At 65.4% G+C, this 21,733-nt stretch carries 16 protein-coding genes and 1 tRNA gene; 3 read left to right on the top strand and 14 right to left on the bottom strand.

Features of this window, described 5'->3' with window-relative positions; translation table 11 throughout:
• Positions 1-2: 2 nt before the first annotated feature.
• The 10 genes from ACFSGJ_RS13360 to ACFSGJ_RS13315 form a co-directional block, all read right to left on the bottom strand.
• Positions 3-797 carry a cytochrome c1 gene (locus ACFSGJ_RS13360; protein ID WP_390262677.1) on the bottom strand — a complete coding sequence of 265 codons (795 nt, stop codon included), beginning with the start codon at positions 795-797 and terminating at the stop codon, positions 3-5.
• 20 nt (positions 798-817) lie between these two features.
• Entirely contained in the window at positions 818-2,161 is a 1,344-nt protein-coding gene (petB, locus tag ACFSGJ_RS13355) for a cytochrome b (RefSeq protein WP_390262674.1), read from the bottom strand.
• A gap of 11 nt (positions 2,162-2,172) precedes the next feature.
• Complete coding sequence (petA, locus tag ACFSGJ_RS13350; protein WP_390262671.1) at positions 2,173-2,733, bottom strand: ubiquinol-cytochrome c reductase iron-sulfur subunit; 561 nt, start codon at positions 2,731-2,733, stop codon at positions 2,173-2,175.
• Positions 2,734-2,895: 162 nt separating this feature from the next.
• Entirely contained in the window at positions 2,896-3,504 is a 609-nt protein-coding gene (locus ACFSGJ_RS13345) for a glutathione S-transferase (protein WP_390262668.1), read from the bottom strand.
• A 78-nt stretch (positions 3,505-3,582) separates the two neighbouring features.
• The gene (fdhF, locus tag ACFSGJ_RS13340; protein ID WP_390262665.1) at positions 3,583-6,348 is read right to left on the bottom strand and encodes a formate dehydrogenase subunit alpha; all 2,766 of its coding nucleotides are present in this window, start codon (positions 6,346-6,348) and stop codon (positions 3,583-3,585) included.
• A 1-nt stretch (position 6,349) separates the two neighbouring features.
• The gene (locus ACFSGJ_RS13335) at positions 6,350-8,032 is read right to left on the bottom strand and encodes an NAD(P)H-dependent oxidoreductase subunit E (protein ID WP_390262663.1); all 1,683 of its coding nucleotides are present in this window, start codon (positions 8,030-8,032) and stop codon (positions 6,350-6,352) included.
• A 107-nt stretch (positions 8,033-8,139) separates the two neighbouring features.
• Complete coding sequence (locus ACFSGJ_RS13330; protein ID WP_390262660.1) at positions 8,140-9,318, bottom strand: OpgC family protein; 1,179 nt, start codon at positions 9,316-9,318, stop codon at positions 8,140-8,142.
• Complete coding sequence (mdoH, locus tag ACFSGJ_RS13325) at positions 9,311-11,107, bottom strand: glucans biosynthesis glucosyltransferase MdoH (protein ID WP_390262657.1); 1,797 nt, start codon at positions 11,105-11,107, stop codon at positions 9,311-9,313. The genes ACFSGJ_RS13330 and mdoH overlap by 8 nt, the downstream gene beginning before the upstream one ends.
• Positions 11,108-11,114: 7 nt before the next feature.
• Positions 11,115-11,276 (bottom strand): hypothetical protein, encoded by a 162-nt coding sequence (locus ACFSGJ_RS13320; RefSeq protein ID WP_390262654.1) that lies wholly within the window; start codon positions 11,274-11,276, stop codon positions 11,115-11,117.
• The gene (locus tag ACFSGJ_RS13315) at positions 11,273-12,847 is read right to left on the bottom strand and encodes an OpgD/OpgG family glucan biosynthesis protein (protein WP_390263114.1); all 1,575 of its coding nucleotides are present in this window, start codon (positions 12,845-12,847) and stop codon (positions 11,273-11,275) included. Before ACFSGJ_RS13315 ends, ACFSGJ_RS13320 begins: the two co-directional genes overlap by 4 nt.
• Before the next feature lie 420 nt (positions 12,848-13,267).
• On the opposite strand from ACFSGJ_RS13315, the gene metG reads away from it, so the two are divergent.
• Positions 13,268-14,986, top strand: a complete 1,719-nt coding sequence (gene metG, locus ACFSGJ_RS13310; protein ID WP_390262651.1) for a methionine--tRNA ligase — start codon at positions 13,268-13,270, stop codon at positions 14,984-14,986.
• 1 nt (position 14,987) lies between these two features.
• Here metG and ACFSGJ_RS13305 read toward each other — a convergent pair.
• Positions 14,988-15,071 (bottom strand) — tRNA-Leu (locus ACFSGJ_RS13305).
• 43 nt (positions 15,072-15,114) lie between these two features.
• On the bottom strand, positions 15,115-15,576 hold the full coding sequence (locus tag ACFSGJ_RS13300) for an Lrp/AsnC family transcriptional regulator (protein WP_390262649.1): 462 nt from the start codon (positions 15,574-15,576) through the stop codon (positions 15,115-15,117).
• Between the two features lie 108 nt (positions 15,577-15,684).
• Here ACFSGJ_RS13300 and putA point away from each other — a divergent pair, with 108 nt between their 5' ends.
• Together putA and ACFSGJ_RS13290 are read left to right on the top strand one after the other, a co-directional pair.
• A complete protein-coding gene (gene putA / locus ACFSGJ_RS13295; RefSeq protein ID WP_417398445.1) occupies positions 15,685-19,119 on the top strand; it encodes a bifunctional proline dehydrogenase/L-glutamate gamma-semialdehyde dehydrogenase PutA in 3,435 nt (1,144 codons plus the stop codon).
• Between the two features lie 63 nt (positions 19,120-19,182).
• Positions 19,183-19,923: a rhomboid family intramembrane serine protease gene (locus ACFSGJ_RS13290; protein ID WP_390262643.1), complete on the top strand. Its 741-nt coding sequence runs from the start codon at positions 19,183-19,185 to the stop codon at positions 19,921-19,923.
• Here the strand turns inward: ACFSGJ_RS13290 and ACFSGJ_RS13285 are convergent, their stop codons facing one another.
• The gene (locus tag ACFSGJ_RS13285; RefSeq protein WP_390262640.1) at positions 19,924-20,712 is read right to left on the bottom strand and encodes an inositol monophosphatase family protein; all 789 of its coding nucleotides are present in this window, start codon (positions 20,710-20,712) and stop codon (positions 19,924-19,926) included.
• Between the two features lie 84 nt (positions 20,713-20,796).
• A complete protein-coding gene (locus ACFSGJ_RS13280) occupies positions 20,797-21,702 on the bottom strand; it encodes a LysR family transcriptional regulator (RefSeq protein ID WP_390262637.1) in 906 nt (301 codons plus the stop codon).
• Positions 21,703-21,733: the final 31 nt, after the last annotated feature.

Below are 21,733 nucleotides of genomic sequence, written 5' to 3'. Positions count from 1 at the left end.
GATCAGTGCTCGCGGCGGGTGTCGTACTTGACCTTCATCCACAGACGCTTGTTCGTCAGATAGAGAAGCACCGTCAGCACCGTCAGGAAGATCACGCCGGTCAGGCCCGCCTGCTTGCGCGCCATCATCTTGGGTTCGGCGGTCCACATCAGGAAGGCCGACACGTCCTTGGACAGGGAACGCACGTCGTTCGGGCTGCCATCGGCGAATTCCACCGCGCCATCGTAAAGCGGCGGCGCCATGGCGATCCACCCGCCCGGGAAGGCGAGGTTTTCATAGAACACGGTGCCGGCCTCTTCACGTTCTTCACCCGTGTAGGTGTAGAGGATCGAGGCAATGTATTCCGGCCCGCCGATCCCGCGCAGAAGCTGGTTGATGCCCAGCCCGTAGGGGCCGTGGAAACCGGAACGCGCCTTGGCCATCAGGCTCAGGTCAGGGGCGGTTTCCAGACCGCTTCCCGGGAAATGGTCGGGGGCGGCGGCAGGACGGAAATCGTCGATTTCCGGATCGAACACCTCGAAGTTCGCGGCATAGGCACGAACCTGATCCTCGGGCAGGGCGGGTCCGCCCTCATCCCCCAGGGTGCGGAACGGCACGTGCTGCAGCCCGTGGCAGGCCGCGCAGACCTCGGTGTAGATCTGCAGGCCCCGCTGAAGCTGGTTCCGGTCATAGCGGCCGAAGGGACCTTCGAACGGGAATTCGAAGTCGACGACATGCCCCTCTTCGCCTGCGGCCTGTGCGCCGCCTGCCGTCAGTGCCAGCGCCATGAAGGCGGTGAGTGCAAGTTTGCGGATCATCTGTGACAGTCCTTTCTCTTTCACTCGGCCGGCATGGCCGGGGTGTCAGAGCCACCCTTTTTCTTGGAGTTCGCAGCGAGGAAGGCCTCTTCGATCGTCGCGGGCGGGGTCAGCGGCTTCTCGATCACGCCAAGCAGCGGCAGGATGACAAGGAAGTAGGCGAACCAGTAGGTCGATCCGATCAGCGAAATCCAGGTATAGATCCCCTCGGCCGGCATCGCGCCCACCCAGGTCAGCACCAGGAAGTCGACGATCAGCAGCCAGAACCACCACTTGAACATCGGCCGGTAGCGACCCGACCGCACCGACGACGTGTCGAGCCAGGGCGCCAGCGCCATGACCGCGATGGCGCCGAACATCGCCAGCACCCCGAAGAAGCGCGCGTCGATGATGCCGAAGGTCACGAACTGCGTCAGCTGCACGATCCACACATCGCTCGTGAAGGCGCGCAGGATCGCGTAGAACGGCAGGAAGTACCATTCGGGCACGATATGCGACGGCGTCGCAAGCGGGTTCGCCGGGATGTAGTTGTCCGGGTGCCCGAGGTAGTTCGGCATGAAGCCGACGATGGCGAAGAAGATGATCAGGACGACGCCGAGGCCCACGAAATCCTTGAGGATGTAGTAAGGCCAGAACGGAACCGTGTCGCGCGCGGCCTCTTCCTTGGAGGTGCGGCGCACCTCGACCCCGGTCGGGTTGTTGTTGCCCGTGTGGTGGAACGCCCAGACATGGACGATCACCAGACCGGCAATCACGAAGGGCAGCAGATAGTGCAGCGAGAAGAAGCGGTTGAGCGTCGCGTTGTCCACCGCCGGACCACCCAGAAGCCAGGTCTGGATGCTTTCGCCGAGGCCCGGAATGGCGCCGAAAAGGCCGGTGATCACGGTCGCGCCCCAGAAGGACATCTGGCCCCAGGGCAGAACGTACCCCATGAAGGCGGTCGCCATCATCAGAAGGTAGATCAGCATCCCGATGATCCACGTCACCTCGCGCGGTTCCTTGTAGGAGCCGTAGTAGAGGCCGCGGAAGATATGGAGGTAGACCGCCACGAAGAAGAGCGACGCGCCATTGGCGTGCAGGTAGCGGATCATGTGGCCGGCATTCACGTTCCGCATGATGTGCTCGACGCTTGCAAAGGCGAGATCGACATGCGGCGTGTAGTGCATGACCAGAACGATGCCGGTCACGATCTGCAGGACCAGCGTGAACATGAGGACGATGCCCCAGATCCACATCCAGTTCAGGTTCTTGGGCGTGGGCAGCATGATCGTGTCATAAAGAAGTGCCACCACCGGAAGACGGCGGTGGAGCCACTTCTCGCCCCCCGTCTTGGGCTCATAATGGTCGTGCGGAATACCGGCCATCTTACTCTCCCTCAGCCCAGCTGAATCGTTGTTTCATCGACGAATTGCGCGACGGGAACGTGCAGGTTCTCGGGCGCGGGCCCACGGCGAATACGGCCCGAGGTGTCATAGTGCGACCCGTGGCAAGGGCAGAACCAGCCACCGAAATCACCCGCACCATTGCCCAGCGGAACGCAACCGAGATGGGTGCAGACCCCCATCATCACCAGCCACTCGCCCGCTTCGTCCAGCGTCCGGTTCTGGTCGTCGGCCGACGCCTCGCGGATGTTGGCGTTGCGCGCGTCGGTATCCATCAGGTCGCCCAGCACGACGCTGCGCGCATCCGCGATCTCGGCCTCGGACCGGCGCCGGATGAACACGGGCTTGCCCAGCCATTGGACGGTCAGCTGACTGCCGACAGAGACCCCGCCTACATCGACGAAGATCGAGGCCAGCGCCTGCACATCCGCCGAGGGGTTCATCTGGTTGACAATCGGCCAGACTGCGGCACCGACCGTTACGGTCGCCGCACCTGCCGTGGCATAGTACAGGAAATCCCTGCGAGTGCCTGCGTTCTCTTCTGCGTGGGACACGAGATAACTCCCTTCCATGACCGGTTCCGACGGCCAATACGATGATTGGGCCGCAGTTTCCTGCCGCCTTCCCGGGCCGGTTCTAGCCTTGGCCGGGAAAGCCGTCCAGTAGCCATTTCCACTTTCAAGACCGGATGTGGCAAGCCGATTGTCGCAGGCATGTCACTGGTCGGCCCGCGTCGCGGTCATCGAGGGGCGCTGCGAAAAGGTGGCGAACCACTCGGCCAGCGCCGGGCGCCCGGTGCGCCAGCCACGCTCGCCATGCCGCAGGTCCAGATAACCCAGCGCGCAGGCTACGGCGATCTGGCCGATGTCGAGCGGCCCGTTCAGGTGGCTGATCCAGCGCGCCTCGAGCGTGTCTAGGGCGCGGGCGATCTTGGTCCACTGCCCCTCGACCCAGGCGGGCAGGCGCGCCTCTTCAGGGCGGACGCGGGTCTCGTAGACCATCAGAAGCGCCGCATCCATCATGCCGTCCGCCGTCGATTCCAGCACCAGCGCGTCCCATTCCCGCGCCCCTTCGGGATAAAGCCGCCGGCCCGCCCGCGCATCCAGATACCGGCAGATCACGCGGCTGTCGTAAAGCGCCGGTCCATCGTCGCGCACCAGTGTCGGGATCTTGCCCAGCGGATTATGGGCAAGCGGCTGGTTTCCGGGATCGACCGGCGTGCCGCTGCCGGGAACCAGCGTGACCGCCCCGGCCTGCCCGGTTTCCATAAGAACGACGACCACCTTGCGCGCGAATGGCGAGGTTGCGGAATGATAAAGCTTCATCTGTCCCCTTCCCGGGCCACGTGGCCCAAAGGGGCAGGCCCGGGCAGGATGCTAAAAGCCCCTGCGCCGGGCGTCCACCTATTCCGCCGCCATCGCCCCTGCAGGTTCGACACGGACGGCGGCGAACTTGAATTCCGGGATCTTGCCATAGGGGTCGAGCGCCGGGTTCGTCAGCACGTTGGCCGCGGCTTCGACATAGGCGAAGGGGACAAAGACCATATCCTCGGCCACGGCGCGGTCGGCCCGGGCCATGATCGTGATCTCGCCCCGCCGGGTGATCAGGCGCACCATGCCGCCCGCTTCCACCCCCAGACGCCGCAGCGTGGCCGGGTGAAGGGAGCAGTTCGCCTCGGGCTCCACCGCGTCCAGCACGCGCGACCGGCGGGTCATCGACCCTGTGTGCCAGTGTTCCAGCTGCCGCCCCGTGGTCATCACCATCGGGAATTCGCTATCCGACACCTCATCCGGCGGAATGATGGCGGCGGGGGTAAAGCGCGCGCGCCCCTCGGCCCTCGGGAAGCCATCGCCAAAGACGATTGCCTGCCCCGGATCGCTGGGCGAGAGGCTGGGATAGGTCACCGCGCCGTCATTCACCAGCCGGTCCCAGGTGATGTTGTCGAGGCTGCGCATCCCCCGCGCCATCTCGGTATAAACCTCGGACGGGTCGGTGTACTGCCAGTCGAGGCCAAGCCGGCGCGCGAGCTCCACCGTGATCTGCCAATCCGGAAGGGCCTGCCCCGGGGGCCGCACCGCCGCCCGCGCGATCTGCACCTGGCGGTTGGTGTTGGTCACCGTCCCGGCCTTTTCATAGAAGGCAGCCGCGGGCAGGATCACATCCGCATAGTTCGCGGTTTCCGTCAGGAAGATGTCCTGCACCACAAGATGGTCGAGCTTGGCCAGCGCCTCGCGCGCATGCGTCACGTCCGGGTCGGACATCGCCGGGTTCTCGCCAAGGATATACATGCCCCGGATCGTGCCCTCATGCACCGCATCAAGGATTTCCGTGACCGTCAGGCCCTTTTGCGCAGAAAAGTCGCCGCTGCCCCAGATTTCGGAGAACCGGGTCCGCACCGCGTCATCCGTCACCGTCTGATAATCCGGCAGGAACATGGGGATCAGCCCTGCGTCTGACGCCCCCTGAACGTTGTTCTGCCCCCGCAGCGGATGCAGCCCTGTCCCCGGCCGCCCCACATGCCCGCACATGAGCGCGAGGCTGATCAGGCAGCGGGAATTGTCGGTGCCATGGATGTGCTGAGAAACGCCCATCCCCCAGAAGATCATCCCGGCCCGCGAGGTCGCAAAATCCCGCGCCACCTGGCGGAGCGTTTCAGCCGGGATGCCGCAATGTTCGGCCATCTTTTCCGGCGCGAACTGCGCCAGATGCGCCTTCTCGGCCTCCCAGTTCTCGGTATAGGCGTCGATGTATTGCTGGTCGTAGAGCCCTTCCTCGACGATCGTCGCCATGATCGCGTTCAGCATCGCCACGTCCGCGCCGGGGCGGAACTGGAGCATGTGCGTCGCGTGCCGCTTCAACGCCTGCCCGCGCGGGTCCATCACGATCAGCTTGCCGCCGCGCTTGGCGAACTGCTTGAAGAAGGTCGCGGCCACGGGGTGGTTTTCGACCGGATTCGCGCCGATGACGATGGCGACGTCGGCATTCTCGATCTCGTTGAAGGTGGCCGTCACGGCGGCGGAACCGACGTTTTCCATCAGCGCCGCGACCGAGGACGCATGGCAAAGCCGCGTGCAGTGGTCGACGTTGTTATGCCCGAAGCGCTGGCGGATCAGCTTCTGGAACAGATAGGCCTCTTCGTTCGTGCATTTGGCGCTGCCAAAGCCCGCGACTGACTGGCCACCATGGGCTGCGTCCAACTGGGCAAGGCCATTCGCGGCCAGGTCCAGCGCCTCTTGCCAGGTCGCCTCGCGGAAGTGGGTCCAGGGGTTGGCGGGATCGACGTCCAGCCCCTTGGGTGGCGCATCGGTCCGCCGGATCAGCGGGACGGTCAGCCGGTGCGGGTGGTGGATGTAGTCAAAGCCGAAGCGGCCCTTGACGCAGAGGCGGCCTTCGTTCGCGGGGCCGTTGATGCCGTCCACGTGGGTGACGCGATCACCCTTGATCTTGAGGCTCACCTGACACCCTACGCCGCAGAAGGGGCAGACGCTTTGCACTTCACGGTCAAAGTCGCGGCTGTCGCCACGTTCCTCGGCATCAAGGATCGCAGGCATCAGCGCGCCCGTGGGGCAGGCCTGCACACATTCACCGCAGGCGACGCAGGTGCTGTCGCCCATGGGATCGTCGAAATCGAACACCGGATAGGCGTCATGCCCGCGCCCGCCCATGCCGATCACGTCGTTCACCTGCACCTCGCGGCAGGCGCGGACGCAGAGGTTGCACTGGATGCAGGCGTCAAGGTTCACCCGCATCGCCACGTGGCTGTCGTCCAGCAGCGGGATGCGCTCCACCTCCAGCGTCGGGAATCGGGACGTGACAACCCCCTGCGCATCGGCCATGTCCCACAGGTGCGAGGACCGATCATGCGCCATGTCCCGTTCGGGCTGGTCGGCCAGCAGCAGTTCCATCACCAGCCGCCGAGAGGTCTCGGCCCGCGCGGACTGGCTGTTGACGACCATGCCATCAGCCGGCTTGCGGATGCAGCTGGGGGCCAGCACACGCTCGCCCTCGATCTCTACCATGCAGGCGCGGCAGTTGCCGTCGCTGCGATAGCCGGGCGCGTCCTTGTGGCAAAGGTGGGGGATCAGCGTGCCTTCGCGCTTTGCCACCTCCCAGATGGTTTCATCGTCGCGCGCCTGAACCTCGCGCCCGTCAAGCGTAAAGCGGATCATCTCAGACCTCATCGGGGAAATGTTGCAGGGTCAGCCGGATCGGGTTCGGGGCCGCCTGCCCCAGCCCGCAGATCGAGGCATCGGCCATCACCGTGCACAGGTCGTCCAGCAGCGCCCGGTCCCATTTCGGCGCCTGCATCAGCTTGACCGCCTTTTCGCAGCCGACCCGGCAGGGGGAGCACTGACCACAGGATTCGGATTCAAAGAACCGCAGCATGTTGAGCGCGGCATCGCGGGCGCTGTCCTGATCCGACAGGACCACCACCGCGGCCGATCCGATGAAGGTGCCATGCGCCTGAAGCGTGTCGAAATCCAGCGGCACGTCATTCAGGCTGGCCGGCAGCAGGCCCGAGGATGGGCCACCCGGCTGGTAGGCCTTGAACACATGGCCTTCCGCCATCCCGCCCGCCGCCTCGATCACCTCGGTTATCGTCGACCCGGCCGGCAGCAGGTAGACACCCGGCCTGGCCACGCGCCCCGACACCGAATAGCTGCGCATCCCCTTGCGGCCGTTCCTTTCCACGTCGCGCAGGATCTCCGGCCCCTCGCGGCAGATGCGCGCGACCCAGTGCAGTGTTTCGACGTTGTGAACCAGCGTCGGCTGGTTGAATATCCCGACCTGCGCCACATAGGGCGGGCGATTGCGGGGGATGCCGCGCTTGCCCTCGATCGACTCGATCATCGCGGATTCTTCGCCGCAGATATAGGCGCCCGCGCCACGCCGCAGTTCGACATAGCCCGGCTGGATCAGATGCGCCGCCTCCAGCGCGGTGATCTCGCGCCGCAGGATTTCGAGGATCGCGGGATATTCGTCGCGCATGTAGATGAAGCAGCGATCCGCCTCGACCGCCCAAGCTGCGATCAGCATCCCCTCAAGGAACAGATGCGGCGCGCGTTCCAGATAGTAGCGGTCCTTGAATGTGCCCGGCTCGCCCTCGTCCCCGTTCACGGCAAGATAGCGCGGACCCTGCGCCGCGCGGACGAATGACCATTTGCGGCCCGAGGGGAAGCCGGCGCCGCCAAGACCGCGCAGACCGGAATGAAGCAGCGTCTCCTGCACGTCCTCGGGGTTGCCCCCCGCGCGCAGCCGTTCGAGCACCGCATATCCGCCCGCGTGGCGATAATGCGAAAGCGCCTCGTATTCGGGAATATGCGGATGCGTCGCGCCTGTGGCGACGGCGTCGGCGATGCGTTCAGGCGTGGCATGGGCGATGTGGTTATGCCCGACCTCGACCACCGGCGCGGTGTCGCACCGCCCCATGCAGGGCGCGCGCAGCACCCGCACCCGCGCCGGGTCATGCCCGGCCTCAAGCGCGGCCAGAAGCGCCTCGGACCCCGCAAGCTCACAGGACAGGGAATCGCAGACCCGGATCGTCAGATCGGGCGGCGGGGTGTCACCTTCCTTTACCGGATCGAAATGGGCGTAGAATGTCGCGACCTCCCAGACCTCGGCCATCGCGATGCGCAGTTCCTCGGCCAGTGCGCGCAGATGGGCGGCGGGCAGATGGCCGAACGTATCCTGAATCCGGTGGAGGTATTCGATCAGCAGATCGCGCCGGCGCGGCATTCCCTCCAGAAGCGCCTGCACCTCGGCCAGCGCAGCGTCATCAAGCTGCCGGCCTTTTGGCGTGCGCCTGCCGCGCCCGCGACCGGACTTCCACACCCCTTTTTCATCCAAGGCCATGCGCCCCCTCCCCCGGTTGCTCACCGCGCAGGGCGGTTGACTGCCAGCCGGCAGGATCGCAGGCCGCGATAGGAGATTCAAGGCCAACGAACCGTGATCCGATAGGATCAGGCTATCGCCGCGCGCTGACGGGCCAAGGCCTCTCGCCCCATGGCGAGCAAGAGTTGCACCAAAAGGCCGCTTCCGATCAGGAACGCATCCATCCCCGCGCCGACCGGCCACCAGAGCTTGGCCGCCTGCAAGAGGATGCAGAGGACGGACCCCGCGGCAAAGACGGTCAGCGCGTGCCGTCCCATGATCTCCAACGGCCAGAGCCATCGGTTCTGGCAGAAGGCGCGGACCGCAGGCAGCGCGCTGACGATGTAGAACAGCGCCAGCACATGCAAAAGACGCGGCAGCGCAAGGTATGTCTTGTTGAACCCGGCCAGGAAGGACGGAATGCCCCAGCTGCGCATCTCGGCCAGGGCCGAACGCCCCATCGACCCGATCTCGGGCACCCGCATCCACAGGAAAACGACCAGGGCAAAGGCGATGGAGGCCTGCAAAAGGCCCGGCCGCAAGGGCACAAGACGCCGCCCCTCCTTCATCGCGGCGCCGGTGCAGAGCCCGATGACGAACAGGAACTGCCAAGCGAGAGGGTTGAAGAACCATCCGCCCGGGTTCGGATAGGCGGGCAGGTTGATCCGCCAGAACCCGCTGCAAAGCCAGACCGTGCCGGACACGCACAGCAACGCCAGCGGCCGGCGCAATCCCAATGCGAACATCGCCGGCGTCATCAAGAGCAGCACGATGTAAAGCGGCAGGATGTTCAGATATCCAAGCTGATGCCCCAGTGTCGGCAAGCCGATCAGCCCGCCCAGCGGATTGCGGAACAGCGGGCCAAGGTTGTTCCGCTGGATCATGTTGTAGAGGCCGAAATACTTGACGGCCGCGGCGCAGATCGCAATCGCCATCACCGTTATCGTCATCTGCACCAGATAAAGCGACCAGGCCCGCCCCCAGACCCGCGCCGCAGCCGAGACGAAGGCCGCCCAGCCTTCGCGCCGGAAGCCGTTGGAATAGGCAAGACCTGCCGATATTCCGGACATGAGGACAAAGGCCTCTGCCGCGTCGGAAAAGCCGAAATTGCGGCTGGTGAACTGCTCGAACACATTGCCCGGAACGTGGTTGATGAAGATCATCACCAGCGCAAGGCCACGGAACACATCCAGCCGCGCGTCACGCACCACCGTTGCCGGCAGGGCCGATACCCCCGCCGCAGCCACCCCGCCGGGGCGGTCAGGCATAGGTCGCGCGCTCGAGCGGAAGATCGCCCGAGGGAGCCGCCTGCCCGGCCCCGGTCCAGTGCTCGAAAATCGCCATCTGGTCGAGGATGACCGGGCTTGGCGCAACCTCCGACCGGACGATGAACCCTTCGCGAGACCAGTTGCCCCCGGTATGCGACGATAGCGCGATGACCAACGGCGAGAGGATCATCGGGATCGACACGGGCAAAAGCCAGATAACCAGTTCGGGCGCAAGGCGCTGCGCCGCAAAAAGGCCCGCGATTCCGAAGACGACGATCCAGCGGCTCGCGGCCCATGCCTCGGCAAAGGACAGACGGCCATCGCCCCTACGGTTCGCGGGCCATCCCCCGTCGATGCCCATCAGCACCTGAAAGACCGAGCGTGTCTGGAACATCAGCATGATCGGCGCCATCACCGAGGATGCAGCAAGTTCCCAGATCGTCGTGAGGAACACCCGCGCGCTCCCCCCGAACCAGCGCGACCGCCCGCTCAGCGCGGCATGAAGCGCGATCAGAAGCTTTGGCAGCACCAGAAGCCCGAGAACCCCGATGGCGAGGGCAATCGCCTTTGAGGTCTCGTTGCTGGGGAAGACCGGGAAGAGCTGGTAAGGCTCCGGAAAGTAGTTCGGTTCGTGGCGAAAGGCGGGCTGGGCAACGCTGGCCGCCATGAACATCAGCCAGAAAAGCGGCGCGATATAGGCGAGGATGCCTTGCAGGAAGACAAAGCGGCTCCAGCCCCGCAGGCGGGGCGCACCGATCACCCGGATATGCTGCAGGTTCCCCTGACACCAGCGCCGGTCGCGTTTCGCGTAGTCGATGATGTTTTCGGGCCCCTCCTCAAAGGAGCCCTCAAGATCCGGGTCGACGCGGACCTTCCAGCCCGCGCGGGCAAGAAGCGCCGCCTCGACATAGTCATGGCTCAGGATATGACCGCCAAAGGGGGGCGCGCCGCTCAGCACCGGAAGGCCGCAGCTTTCGGCAAAGGCGCGGGTCCGGACGATGGCGTTATGTCCCCAGAACGGGCCACAGCGCCCCTGCAACAGCCCCTGCCCCCGCGCGAAGACGGGAGAATAAAAGCTCGCCGCGAACTGGATCGCGCGACCGAACCGGGACCGCGCCTTGATGATCTTGGGCAGCGTCTGCAACAGCCCGAGTTCCGGGTCGGCCTCCATCCGGCGAACCATCTCGGCGATGGTCGCGCCCTCCATCAGACTGTCCGCATCGAGGATCAGCGCAAAGTCATAGGCCCCGCCGGAGCGCTGGATGAAATCCTCGATATTGCCGGCCTTCTTGCCGGTATTGATCCGGCGGCGGCGATAGAACATCCGCCCCTCCGCGGCGCAATCGTCCACAAGCCTGCGGAACCACAGTTCCTCCTGCGCCGCCACCTCTTCGTTCGTGGTGTCGGAAAGGACGGCGATGTCGAAATGCTGGATCAGCCCGATCTTGCGCAAGGAACGGTCGATGGCCGCAAGGCGCGAAAAGGTCTCGACCGGGTCCTCGTTGCAGACCGGCATCAGGATCGCGGTGCGACCGGCGATCGGCGCGTCAGAAGAAGGGGGAGGCGTCTGCGACCAGCCCACAAGACCAAGCAGCCCCTGCATGGCGCCCCAGGCGAGCCAGAGCGTGCTGATCCCGATCAGACCAGCGCGCAGCATATCCAGCCGGTCAAGCCCGTCCGCCGCCCCGAACTGGAGAAAGAGCAGCGCCGCGCCCACGCCAATACCCACCGCCGGCAGCAATGCTGCCAGTCGCGCAATCCACAGCGGGGCGCCGGACAAGGGGTTCATCTCGGGTTCAGTGCCCCGCCCTGGCCGCCGGCAGCAGCGTCATGATCGCCTGAAGAAGGCGGGCGCCGAGGCTCAGGTCATGTTCAAGAACCTGCTTGGGCATGGCAAGCGGGGCATTGGGCAGGTCATAAGACCGCTCAGCTTTGATATCGGACGTCATCATGTTCATGATCTTATCCATTGATAAAGCCAGGTTTCCGAAAGCTTCCGCCCGTAACCTGCAACATGGGCCACCAGTTCAATCGTGCTGTCACGTGTGCCCTGCACGTCCAGCACCAGTCGCCACATGTCATCCTGCGGCATCTTGGAAAGCGTCTGGCTCACGACCTCTCCTGTCGATGAAACCCAGATCGCGGGCTCCACCTCTGCATCGGCCGGAAGGCGGCCCAGCATCCCGCCCTTGAAATCGACCACGAACTTGCGCAGCCCTTCCGGCGCCGCGACGCCGGATGCCCCGCCCTCACCGGTGCTGGTTCTTTCGATCCAGGCCCGGTCCGTCATGCGATCGGGATCAAGCATCCCCCAACGCAGCCGGTAGCTGAATTCACGTTCATCCCCTGCCCGGACAGGGGTATCGGGGACCCAGAACGCGACGATGTTGTCGTTGACTTCAAGGTCGGTCGGAATTTCGACCAGCCGCACGTTTCCTAGTCCCCACTCGCCGATTGGTTCCACGCTCAGGGACGGGCGCAGTTCATAACGCGCCTCCTTGTCCTGATACTGCGCGAAATCCCGGTCGCGCTGGTAAAGGCCAAAGTTCCGGGGCTGCACCTCGGTAAAGTAGGAACCCGAAAGGCGCGGCGGGTTGTTCAGCGGCCGCCACAGGACGTCCCCGTCATTGCGCGTGATCAGCAGGCCGTTGCTGTCATGCACCTGAGGGCGATAATCGTCGAACGTGGCCCGGTTCTTTTCGTCGTATAGGAACATCGAGGTCAGGGGCGCGATGCCCAACTGCTCAACATCCGCGCGGAAGAAAAGCCGCGCCGTCACGTCCATCACAGTGTCCACGCCGGGGGTGATGACAAAGCGGTAGGCGCCTGTGACGCTGGGGCTTTCCAGCGCCGCATGGATGATGACCTGGCGCGCGCCGGGGGCCGGACGTTCCAGCCAGAAATGCGAAAAGCGCGGGAATTCCTCACCCGCCGACAGGCCGGTATTGATCGCGAGCCCGCGCGCCGAGATGCCATAGGCGTTCCCCTGCCCGAGGGCGCGAAAATAGCTCGCCCCGACGAAGGCCACCAGCTCATCGGAAATATCCGACCGGTTGAGCGGGTAGTTCAGGCGGATGCCAGCGACACCGGCCATATCCTCATGTTCCGGGATACGTTCCGCCAGATCGTTCAGGAACTCGAAATCATCGGTGTTGAAGACCATCTCGCGCGCGCGGCCATCGACAACCTCGGCCACCTGCACGGGTTCGTTGAACAGCCAGCCCATGCTGAAGGCGTGCAGCGAGAAATTGACCCCTTCCTGATCACGCCAGCGGGCGCGGTCGGGGCGGTAACGGATCAGGCGATAGTCGTCATATTGCAGGCTTTGCAGAAAGCTCGGCACGGCCTCGACCGGCGCATAGGGTTCCTGCGCCTTTTCCCGCATCGCCTCGGTCAAGAGGTCAAACGAAAAGGGGGTGCCCACCGGGGCTGCGCCCTGATCCTGCGCAAGCAGCTGAAACGGAAGGGCGACAGAGCCCATGAGCGCGGCAGCAGCAGGCGCCGCCGACAGGACCCGCCGCCGGGTCATCGATCCGAACTTCAACTCAGTTCTATCCATAAGCCTGTATGATCCGCCACAGTTTGACCTGACTATAAAAACCGTCAGGCGAGGTTGGTTCCGCCCTGACCGCATCTGCGCGTCCAAAAAGCCGGGAACTGCCTGTCCACAACAGCACCCCGCCCGATTCGCCGGCCTTTGCACATGCAGCATCGTGGCTGCCGATGTGGCGATTTTATTGCCGCTCCGCAAGGGCTTGCGGTGGCTCGCGGCGGGCTGTCGCAACAGTTTCATGACGCTTTCGGCGGCCTTTTGCCGGATGTGCTGCAAAAGGCTGCATCAACGCGTCGCACCCCCCTCCGATCCGCTGCGAACGGCTCTTGGGCGATGCTCTGGTCCTTGGGTCAAAGCTGCGATAAAGGGGGCCGTGACAGCCAGCCGGGGGTACGCATGGCACGCATTCTCATCACCTCAGCCATTCCCTATATCAACGGGATCAAGCATCTGGGGAACCTTGTGGGCAGCCAGTTGCCCGCAGATCTCTATGCGCGCTACATGCGCGCCCGCGGGCATGAGGTGATGTTCATCTGCGCGACCGATGAACACGGCACGCCCGCCGAACTCGCCGCGGCCAAGGCAGGCAAGCCGGTGGCACAATATTGCGCAGAAATGCACGAGGTGCAGAAGGACCTGGCCCAGGGCTTCCGCCTGTCCTTCGATCATTTCGGCCGCTCGTCGAGCGCGCGCAACCACGTCCTGACCCAGCATTTCGCAGGCAAGCTGGCCGAAAACGGCTACATCACCGAGGTGTCGGAAAAGCAGGTCTATTCCCACGCGGATGGACGCTTTCTCCCTGACCGGTATATCGAAGGCACCTGCCCGAATTGCGGTTACGACAAGGCGCGGGGCGATCAGTGCGAGAACTGCACCAAGCAGCTCGATCCGACCGATCTGATCAACCCGCGCTCGGCCATCTCCGGCTCGACCGATCTGGAGGTGCGCGAAACCAAGCACCTTTATCTCCGTCAATCGGCCCTGCGCGACAAGCTCGATGCGTGGATCGACAGCAAGACCGACTGGCCGGTTCTTACGACCTCGATCGCCAGGAAGTGGCTGCATGACGGCGAGGGGCTTCAGGACCGGGGCATCACCCGTGACCTGCAATGGGGCGTGCCGGTCAGGAAGGGCCGCGAAGACTGGCCCGGGATGGAGGGCAAGGTCTTTTACGTCTGGTTCGACGCGCCCGTCGAATACATCGCCGGCACTGCCGAATGGGCGGATGCGACCGGTCAGGACGACGCAGCATGGCGCCGCTGGTGGCGGCTCGACGAGGGCGCGGACGACGTGCGCTATGTCCAGTTCATGGGCAAGGACAACGTGCCCTTCCACACGCTTTCCTTCCCGGCCACCATCATGGGTTCCGGCGAGCCGTGGAAGCTCGTGGATTACATCAAGTCGTTCAACTACCTGAACTACGATGGCGGGCAGTTCTCGACCTCGCAGGGGCGCGGCGTCTTCATGGATCAGGCGCTCTCGATCCTGCCTGCGGACTACTGGCGCTGGTGGCTGTTGTCCCATGCACCCGAAAATTCCGACAGCGAGTTCACGTGGGAGAATTTTCAGGCGAGCGTGAACAAGGATCTTGCCGACGTGCTCGGCAACCTCGTCAGCCGGGTCACGAAATTCTGCCGCTCCAAATTCGGCGAGACGGTGCCCGAAGGGGGCGCCACCGGCCCGCAAGAAGAGGCGCTGACAGCCGAGCTTGCATCCCGCATCCGCGCCTATGAGATGCATATGGAGGCGATGGAGGTCCGCAAGGCCGCCGCCGAATTGCGGGCGATCTGGGTCGCAGGAAACGAATATCTGCAAAGCGCCGCGCCCTGGTCGGTCGTCAAGGAAGATCCGGCGCGGGCGGCGGCGCAGGTCCGGCTCGCGCTCAACCTCATCCGGGTCTATGCGATCCTGTCGCAGCCCTTCATTCCGGATGCCGCAGGCGCGATGATGGTGGCGATGGGCAGCGATGACTGGACATGGCCCGCCGATCTTGACGCAGCCCTGATCTCGCTTCCCGCAGGTCATGCCTTCACGGTCCCGGAGGTCCTCTTCCGCAAGATCACGGACGAAGAGCGCGCCGACTGGCAACAGCGGTTCTCCGGCATCCGGTCCTGACTGGTGCCCGCGGCCGGACTCGAACCGGCACGGCATTCGCCTAGGGATTTTAAGTCCCCTGTGTCTACCATTCCACCACGCGGGCAGGCGGCGCGACCATAGCGGATGCGCCGCCGGGGGCAAGGTCGTCAGAACACCTCTTTGACCGCCTCCATCGCGACATAGGTCGAGGTTGAGGCGACATGCGGCAGCGCCGAGATCCGCTCGGCCAGCACCCGGCGGTATTCGGCGATATCCCCGGTCCTGACCTTCAGCAAATAGTCGAACCCGCCGGCGATCATGTGGCATTGCTCGATTTCCGGCAGCGCGAGCACCGCGCGGTTGAAGGCCTGCAACGCGACCTCGCGCGTGTCCGATAGCCGGACCTCGACAAAGGCCACATGCGCCTGATCCAGCCGGATCGGGTCGAGGATCGCGCGATAGCCGCGAATGACGCCCTCTTGCTCCAGCCGTTTCAGGCGCGCCTGCGTCGGGGATTTCGACAGGCTGATGCGCCGCGCCAGTTCCGCGGCGCTGATCCGCCCTTCGGTCGCAAGGACCCGGAGGATGGCATGGTCGTAACGGTCGAGATCCGCAGGTTCCTTGGGCATGTTTTTCTCCGGCTTTCGGGCGATCGTCCCGCACAGCCATGCCATATCAGGCGGAACGGCGGCTGGCACTGGGTTATCATGCGCGACCATTCCCCTCATGCGCCATGGATGCCGATGACCGACCCGATTGACCTGATCCGCTTTCACGCCCTGCGCGATGAGACGACCTTGACCCGCGCCCTTGTCGAGGGCGCCGCGCTGTCGGCCGAGGACCGCGCACGGATTGCCGCCCGGGGCGCCGATCTGGTGCGCCGTATCCGCAGCAGCGCGAAACCTGGGCTGATGGAGGTCTTTCTGGCGGAATACGGCCTCTCGACCGACGAAGGCATCGCCCTCATGTGTCTGGCCGAGGCCCTGTTGCGCGTCCCGGATGCGGCGACGATGGATGCGCTGATCGAAGACAAGATCGCGCCTTCGGACTGGGGGCGGCATCTGGGACAGTCGGCGTCGAGCCTTGTGAACGCCTCCACCTGGGCGCTGATGCTGACAGGCAAGGTTCTGGAGGACCGGCCGCCGGGAATGGCAGGCCATCTGCGCGCTGCGATCCGGCGGCTGGGCGAGCCCGTCATCCGCAGCGCCGTCGGCCGCGCGATGAAAGAGATGGGGCGCCAGTTCGTCCTGGGCGAAACCATCGAGGCCGCCATGGCACGGGCGCGGACCCAGGAAGATCGCGGCTATACCTATTCCTATGACATGCTGGGCGAGGCCGCGCGCAATTCGGCCGACGCCCTGCGCTATTACGAAAGCTATGCAGCCGCAATTGCGGCCATTGCCCCCGCCGCGAGGGGCGATGTTCAGGGCAGTCCCGGGATTTCGGTGAAACTGTCGGCACTGCATCCCCGGTACGAGATCGCGCAAAGGGACCGGGTGATGGCCGAACTGGTCCCCCGCCTGCGCGAACTGACGCTGCAGGCGCGGGATGCGGGCATCGGGCTCAACATCGACGCGGAAGAGGCGGACAGGCTCGAACTGTCGCTCGACGTGATCGCCGCCGTTCTGGCCGAACCCCGTCTGGCGGGCTGGGATGGCTTCGGCGTGGTCGTTCAGGCTTATGGGCGCCGGGCGGGTGCGGTGATCGACTGGCTTTACGACATGGCAGCCCGGCTTGACCGGCGCATCATGGTGCGGCTGGTCAAGGGCGCCTATTGGGACAGCGAGATCAAGCGGGCACAGGTGCTGGGCCTTCGCGATTTCCCCGTGCTCACCCGCAAGGCCGCGACGGATGTGAGCTACATCGCGAATGCGCGCAAGCTTCTTGGCATGACCGACCGGATCTATCCACAGTTCGCCACCCATAACGCGCATACCGTTGCCGCCATTCTCGATATGGCCGATGACCGGGGCGCATTCGAATTCCAGCGCCTGCACGGGATGGGTGAGCGTCTGCACGATATCGTCCTGTCCGAAGCCGGCACCCGCTGCCGCATCTATGCCCCGGTCGGGGCGCATCGGGACCTGCTGGCCTACCTGGTGCGGCGGCTTCTGGAAAACGGCGCCAATTCGAGCTTCGTCAACCAGATCGTCGATGAAGCGGTGCCGCCCGAAACCGTGGCCGCCTGCCCCTTTGCGGCGCTGGAGCAACCGACAGGCACCGGCAGCTTGCGCCGTGGCACCGACCTCTTTGCCCCCGGGCGGCGGAACTCGCAGGGGCTCGACCTGACCGATGCGGGCGACCTGCTGAAGATCGAGACGGCGCGGGCCGACGCGCGCGACACCCGGTTCGAGGCCGCGCCGCTTCTTGCCGGCAAGGCCGAGGGCGCGGCCCCCACCCCCTGCCGCAATCCCGCGGCCCCCGAAGACCTGACAGGCACCCTGCGCGAGGCCACACCGAGGGACGTCGAAACCGCGCTTGCCGCCGCCGCCCCGTGGGACGCCGCGCCCGGGATCCGCGCCGCGACCCTTTTGCGCGCGGCCGATCTCTATGAGGAAAACACAGGCCCCATCCTCGCCCTTCTTGCGCGAGAGGCGGGAAAGACCCTTGCCGACGGGGTTGGTGAACTGCGCGAGGCGGTCGATTTCCTGCGCTATTACAGCGCCGGCATCGTCGATCTTCCCCACCCCGCGCAGGGCGTGTTCACCTGTATCAGCCCGTGGAACTTCCCGCTTGCGATCTTTACTGGGCAGATCGCGGCGGCGCTGGCCGCGGGCAACGGTGTGCTGGCCAAACCGGCAGAGCAGACACCGCTCATTGCTGCATTCGCCACGCGGCTGCTGCACGAAGCGGGGGTTCCGACGCATGCGCTTCAGCTTTTGCCGGGGGCGGGCCAGTCGGTCGGCGCGGCCTTGACCGGGGACGCGCGCGTGGCGGGGGTCTGCTTTACCGGGTCCACGGAAACAGCCCTTTCGATCCGGCGGCAGATGGCCGCGCATATGGCGCCGGGCGCACCCCTGATCGCAGAGACCGGCGGGCTCAACGTGATGGTCGTTGACAGCACGGCGCTGCCGGAACAGGCGGTCCGCGACATTCTGGCAAGTGCGTTCCAGTCGGCGGGACAGCGCTGCTCGGCCCTGCGCTGCCTCTATCTGCAAGAGGATGTCGCGCCGGCAATCCTGAAGATGCTGACCGAGGCGATGCAGGAACTTCGCCTGGGCGACCCGTGGGATCTGGCGACCGATATCGGGCCGGTGATCGATGCCGGGGCGCGGGAGGACATGGCCACCTATATCGCCACCGCCGAGTCGGAGGGCCGCCTGATCGCGCACCTGCCCGCGCCGGGGTCGGGTCACTTCATCGGGCCGGCGATTCTGCGCGTGAACGGCATCGGCGATCTGGAACGCGAAGTCTTTGGCCCGGTGCTGCATGTCGCGACCTTCCGCGCCGGGGACCTGCCCAAGGTCGTCGCGGCGATCAATGCGACCGGTTACGGTCTTACCTTCGGGCTGCACAGCCGGATCGACAGCCGCGTGCAGGATGTCGTGGGGCGGCTGAATGTCGGCAACATCTATGTGAACCGCAACCAGATCGGCGCGGTGGTCGGCAGCCAGCCTTTCGGCGGCGAGGGGCTTTCGGGCACCGGACCAAAGGCGGGCGGGCCGGACTATCTGCGTCGGTTCACCCGCCCGGGTGCGCCCCTCGGCGCCCCCGTGCCCCAGACCGTCGCGACCGGCATCGCCCGCGAGGCCGAGGTGCAAGAGGCGCTCAGTCAGTCAAGCCCGGCGCGCGAAGCGCAGCTTGTCCGCGACATGCCGGGGCCGACGGGCGAATCCAACCGCCTGTCCTGGTATCAGCGGGTGCCGCTCCTCTGCCTCGGGCCAGATGCACCCGCGCAGGCGGCCGCGGTCCGCGCGCTCGGCGGCCTTGCGGTCGAGGCCGAAGGCTTGCCACCCCAGGCACTGGCGCGACTGAACGGGTTTTCCGGCGCCATCTGCTGGGACGGGGATGCGGCGTCATACGGTCGCGCGCTTGCCACCCGCCCCGGGCCGATCCTGCCGCTGATCACCGGGCTGCCCGACCGGGTCCATGTCTGGGTGGAACGGCATGTCTGCATCGACACGACGGCTGCGGGCGGAAATGCCCAGCTTCTGGCGGAAACTGGGGGCTGAACAAACCTTCAGGCCGAATACGGGGCGCCTTGACGCGCCGTCGCGGATCAGGATGCTGGGCGCATGTTCCCGATCCGCGATCACAACCCCTCGGAAAAGACGCCTTTTGTCACCTATGCGCTGATCGTGGCGAATGTGGCGGTGTTCCTGTCCTACGTTCCGCTTCTGGGAAATGACCGCGATTTGATGATGTTCTTTCTGCGCTGGGGGCTGGTGCCGCAGCTTCTGACGCAGGGCGGCGGCGACTGGAGCACCGTCGTCACCTCGATGTTCCTGCACGGTGGCTGGCTGCATCTGGCGGGAAACATGCTGTTTCTCTGGATCTTCGGCGACAACATGGAAGAGGAGTTCGGCCATTTCGGCTTCCTGCTCTTCTATCTCGCCTCGGGTGTGGGCGCGGCGCTGTGGCAATACGCGGCGGCGCCCTGGTCGCCCGTGCCGATGGTCGGCGCGTCGGGCGCGATCGCGGGGGTGATGGGCGGCTATCTGCTGCTGTTTCCACGTGCGCGGGTCGATATCCTTTTCATCCTGATCATCTTTATCCGGATCTTCACCGTTCCCGCCTGGCTGATGCTCGGCCTCTGGTTCGGGTTCCAGTTGCTGAACAGCGTGGGCACCGATGCGACCGGCGGGGGCGTGGCCTATTGGGCCCATGCGGGCGGCTTCATCGTGGGTTTCGTGCTGACGCTGCCGCTCTGGCTGCGGCGGGGCGGCCCAGCGTTCTGGCGGCGCACCAAGGGCGCACCACCCCATCCCGAGGCTCGCTATCGCGCCTCGTCCTTTCCGACGATCCGGCGGCGCTGATCAGGCTTCGCGCAGGATCTTGGCAAACGGCCCGAAGATCTGGTCGTTCGCGGCGATCAGCGCACCTTTTTCCAGAATGTCGCTGCCCTCGCGAATCGGCGCGACCATGCCGCCTGCCTCACGCACGATGATGATGCCGGCGGCGATGTCCCAGGCGTTCAACTCCCGTTCCCAGTAGCCGTCATAGCGGCCGGCCGCGACATAGGCGAGATCGAGCGCCGCGGCCCCCCAGCGCCGCACCCCGGCGCAGGCGGGCATCAGCCGCGCCAGATCCTGCAGGGTGGCGGGCAGCGTGTTCTTGCCGGCAAAGGGAACGCCGGTCGCAAAGATCGATTCCGTCATCACGCGACGCGCCGAAACGCGCAGCCGCGTGTCGTTCATCCAGGCGCCCGCACCTTTTTCGGCCCAGAACAGTTCGTCCTTGGCCGCGTCATAGATCACGCCGGCGACGACCTCGCCCTTGTGCTCCAGCGCGATCGAGACCGCCCAATGCGGCAGGCCGTGCAGGAAGTTCGTCGTGCCGTCCAGCGGGTCCACGATCCAGCGGCGCGTCGGGTCGGCTCCGTCGGCCGCGCCGGTTTCCTCGCCCAGCCAGCCATAGGTCGGGCGCGCGCCCATCAGTTCGTCGCGGATGATCTTTTCCGCCGCCGTATCGGCGCGGCTGACGAAATCCGCCGCCCCCTTGCGGGAGACCTGCAGGTTCTCCACCTCGCGGAAATCCTTGACAAGCGACCGCCCCGCCTTGCGCGCGGCCTTGATCATGACGTTGAGGTTTGCACTGCCTTGCATCGGGGCCTCCTGTTCAATCCGCGCGTATAAGCAGAGCGGAAAGGGATTCCAAGCGAAAGCAGCACCGGGCAGGTGGTCCGGGGCTCAGGCGCGCTGAAGCTTCAGGGGCTCGCTCCGCGCCAGGCGCAACACATGCGACATGAAGGGGCGGGCCGTATCCTCGACCCGTGTCGCGCCGTAAAGCCTGCGGGTCTTTCCCTGCTCGGTCAGCGGACGCGTCACGTAGTCGGAGTGATAGCGCACCTCGCGCACCACCCAGTCAGGCAGCACCGCCACCCCGCGGTTCGCCGCCACGAGCATGAGGATCACCGCCGTCAGTTCCACCTGCCGCACCGCGCGCGGCTCGACCCGCGCGGGGATCAGCAGTTCGGTAAAGACATCAAGCCGCGTACGCTCGACCGGATAGGTGATCAGCGTCTCGTCGCGCAGATCCTCGGCCTCGATCCAGGGCTTGGCGGCCAAAGGGTGCTGGCTGGAGGCGACAAAGACGGGCTCATAGTCGAACAGCGGCGTGAACTGGACGCCGGGCAGGTCTTCGGGGTCAGAGGACACCACCAGGTCGATCTCTTCGCGCAGCAGGGCGGGCAGCGCGCCGAAGGCAAGCCCGGGCCGGATATCCACATCCACATCCGGCCATGCCCGGCGAAACTGTTCGAGCACGGGAAAGAGCCACTCGAAACAGGCATGACATTCGATGGCGATATGCAGCCGCCCGGTCTTGCCCGACTTCAGCGCCCTGAAATCCGCCTCCAGCGCCTCGATCTCGGGCAGGATACGTTCGGCAAGCCGCAGCAGGCGCTGCCCCGCCACCGAAAGGCGCAACGGCTTCGACCGGCGGACGAAAAGCTCTACCCCCACCTGATCCTCAAGCCCCTTGACCTGATGCGACAGCGCCGACTGGGTCATGTTCAGCAGGTCGGCCGCCCGGGCAAGGCCGCCGGCCTCATGTATGGCACGGATGGTGCGCAGATGGCGGAACTCCAGGTGCATCTTGCGGCGATCCTCATATTCATCTTGAGAG

The sequence above is a fragment of the Halodurantibacterium flavum genome (assembly GCF_042681825.1).
Lineage (GTDB): Bacteria > Pseudomonadota > Alphaproteobacteria > Rhodobacterales > Rhodobacteraceae > Halodurantibacterium > Halodurantibacterium flavum.
Note: the sequence above shows the minus strand (reverse complement) of the source record. Positions and strands in the feature narration are given on the sequence as shown.

Bases quoted from the DNA above. Each gene is read 5' to 3' on its own strand.
- fdhF (WP_390262665.1), bottom strand. From the start codon at position 6,348: ATGATCCGCTTTACGCTTGACGGGCGCGAGGTTCAGGCGCGCGACGAT.
- putA (WP_417398445.1), top strand. From the start codon at position 15,685: ATGCCGATGACCGACCCGATTGACCTGATCCGCTTTCACGCCCTGCGC.
- ACFSGJ_RS13360 (WP_390262677.1), bottom strand. From the start codon at position 797: ATGATCCGCAAACTTGCACTCACCGCCTTCATGGCGCTGGCACTGACG.
- ACFSGJ_RS13320 (WP_390262654.1), bottom strand. From the start codon at position 11,276: ATGAACATGATGACGTCCGATATCAAAGCTGAGCGGTCTTATGACCTG.
- ACFSGJ_RS13330 (WP_390262660.1), bottom strand. From the start codon at position 9,318: ATGCCTGACCGCCCCGGCGGGGTGGCTGCGGCGGGGGTATCGGCCCTG.
- metG (WP_390262651.1), top strand. From the start codon at position 13,268: ATGGCACGCATTCTCATCACCTCAGCCATTCCCTATATCAACGGGATC.
- mdoH (WP_390262657.1), bottom strand. From the start codon at position 11,107: ATGAACCCCTTGTCCGGCGCCCCGCTGTGGATTGCGCGACTGGCAGCA.
- ACFSGJ_RS13300 (WP_390262649.1), bottom strand. From the start codon at position 15,576: ATGCCCAAGGAACCTGCGGATCTCGACCGTTACGACCATGCCATCCTC.
- ACFSGJ_RS13335 (WP_390262663.1), bottom strand. From the start codon at position 8,032: ATGGCCTTGGATGAAAAAGGGGTGTGGAAGTCCGGTCGCGGGCGCGGC.
- ACFSGJ_RS13315 (WP_390263114.1), bottom strand. From the start codon at position 12,847: ATGACCCGGCGGCGGGTCCTGTCGGCGGCGCCTGCTGCTGCCGCGCTC.
- ACFSGJ_RS13280 (WP_390262637.1), bottom strand. From the start codon at position 21,702: ATGCACCTGGAGTTCCGCCATCTGCGCACCATCCGTGCCATACATGAG.
- ACFSGJ_RS13285 (WP_390262640.1), bottom strand. From the start codon at position 20,712: ATGCAAGGCAGTGCAAACCTCAACGTCATGATCAAGGCCGCGCGCAAG.
- petB (WP_390262674.1), bottom strand. From the start codon at position 2,161: ATGGCCGGTATTCCGCACGACCATTATGAGCCCAAGACGGGGGGCGAG.
- ACFSGJ_RS13290 (WP_390262643.1), top strand. From the start codon at position 19,183: ATGTTCCCGATCCGCGATCACAACCCCTCGGAAAAGACGCCTTTTGTC.
- ACFSGJ_RS13345 (WP_390262668.1), bottom strand. From the start codon at position 3,504: ATGAAGCTTTATCATTCCGCAACCTCGCCATTCGCGCGCAAGGTGGTC.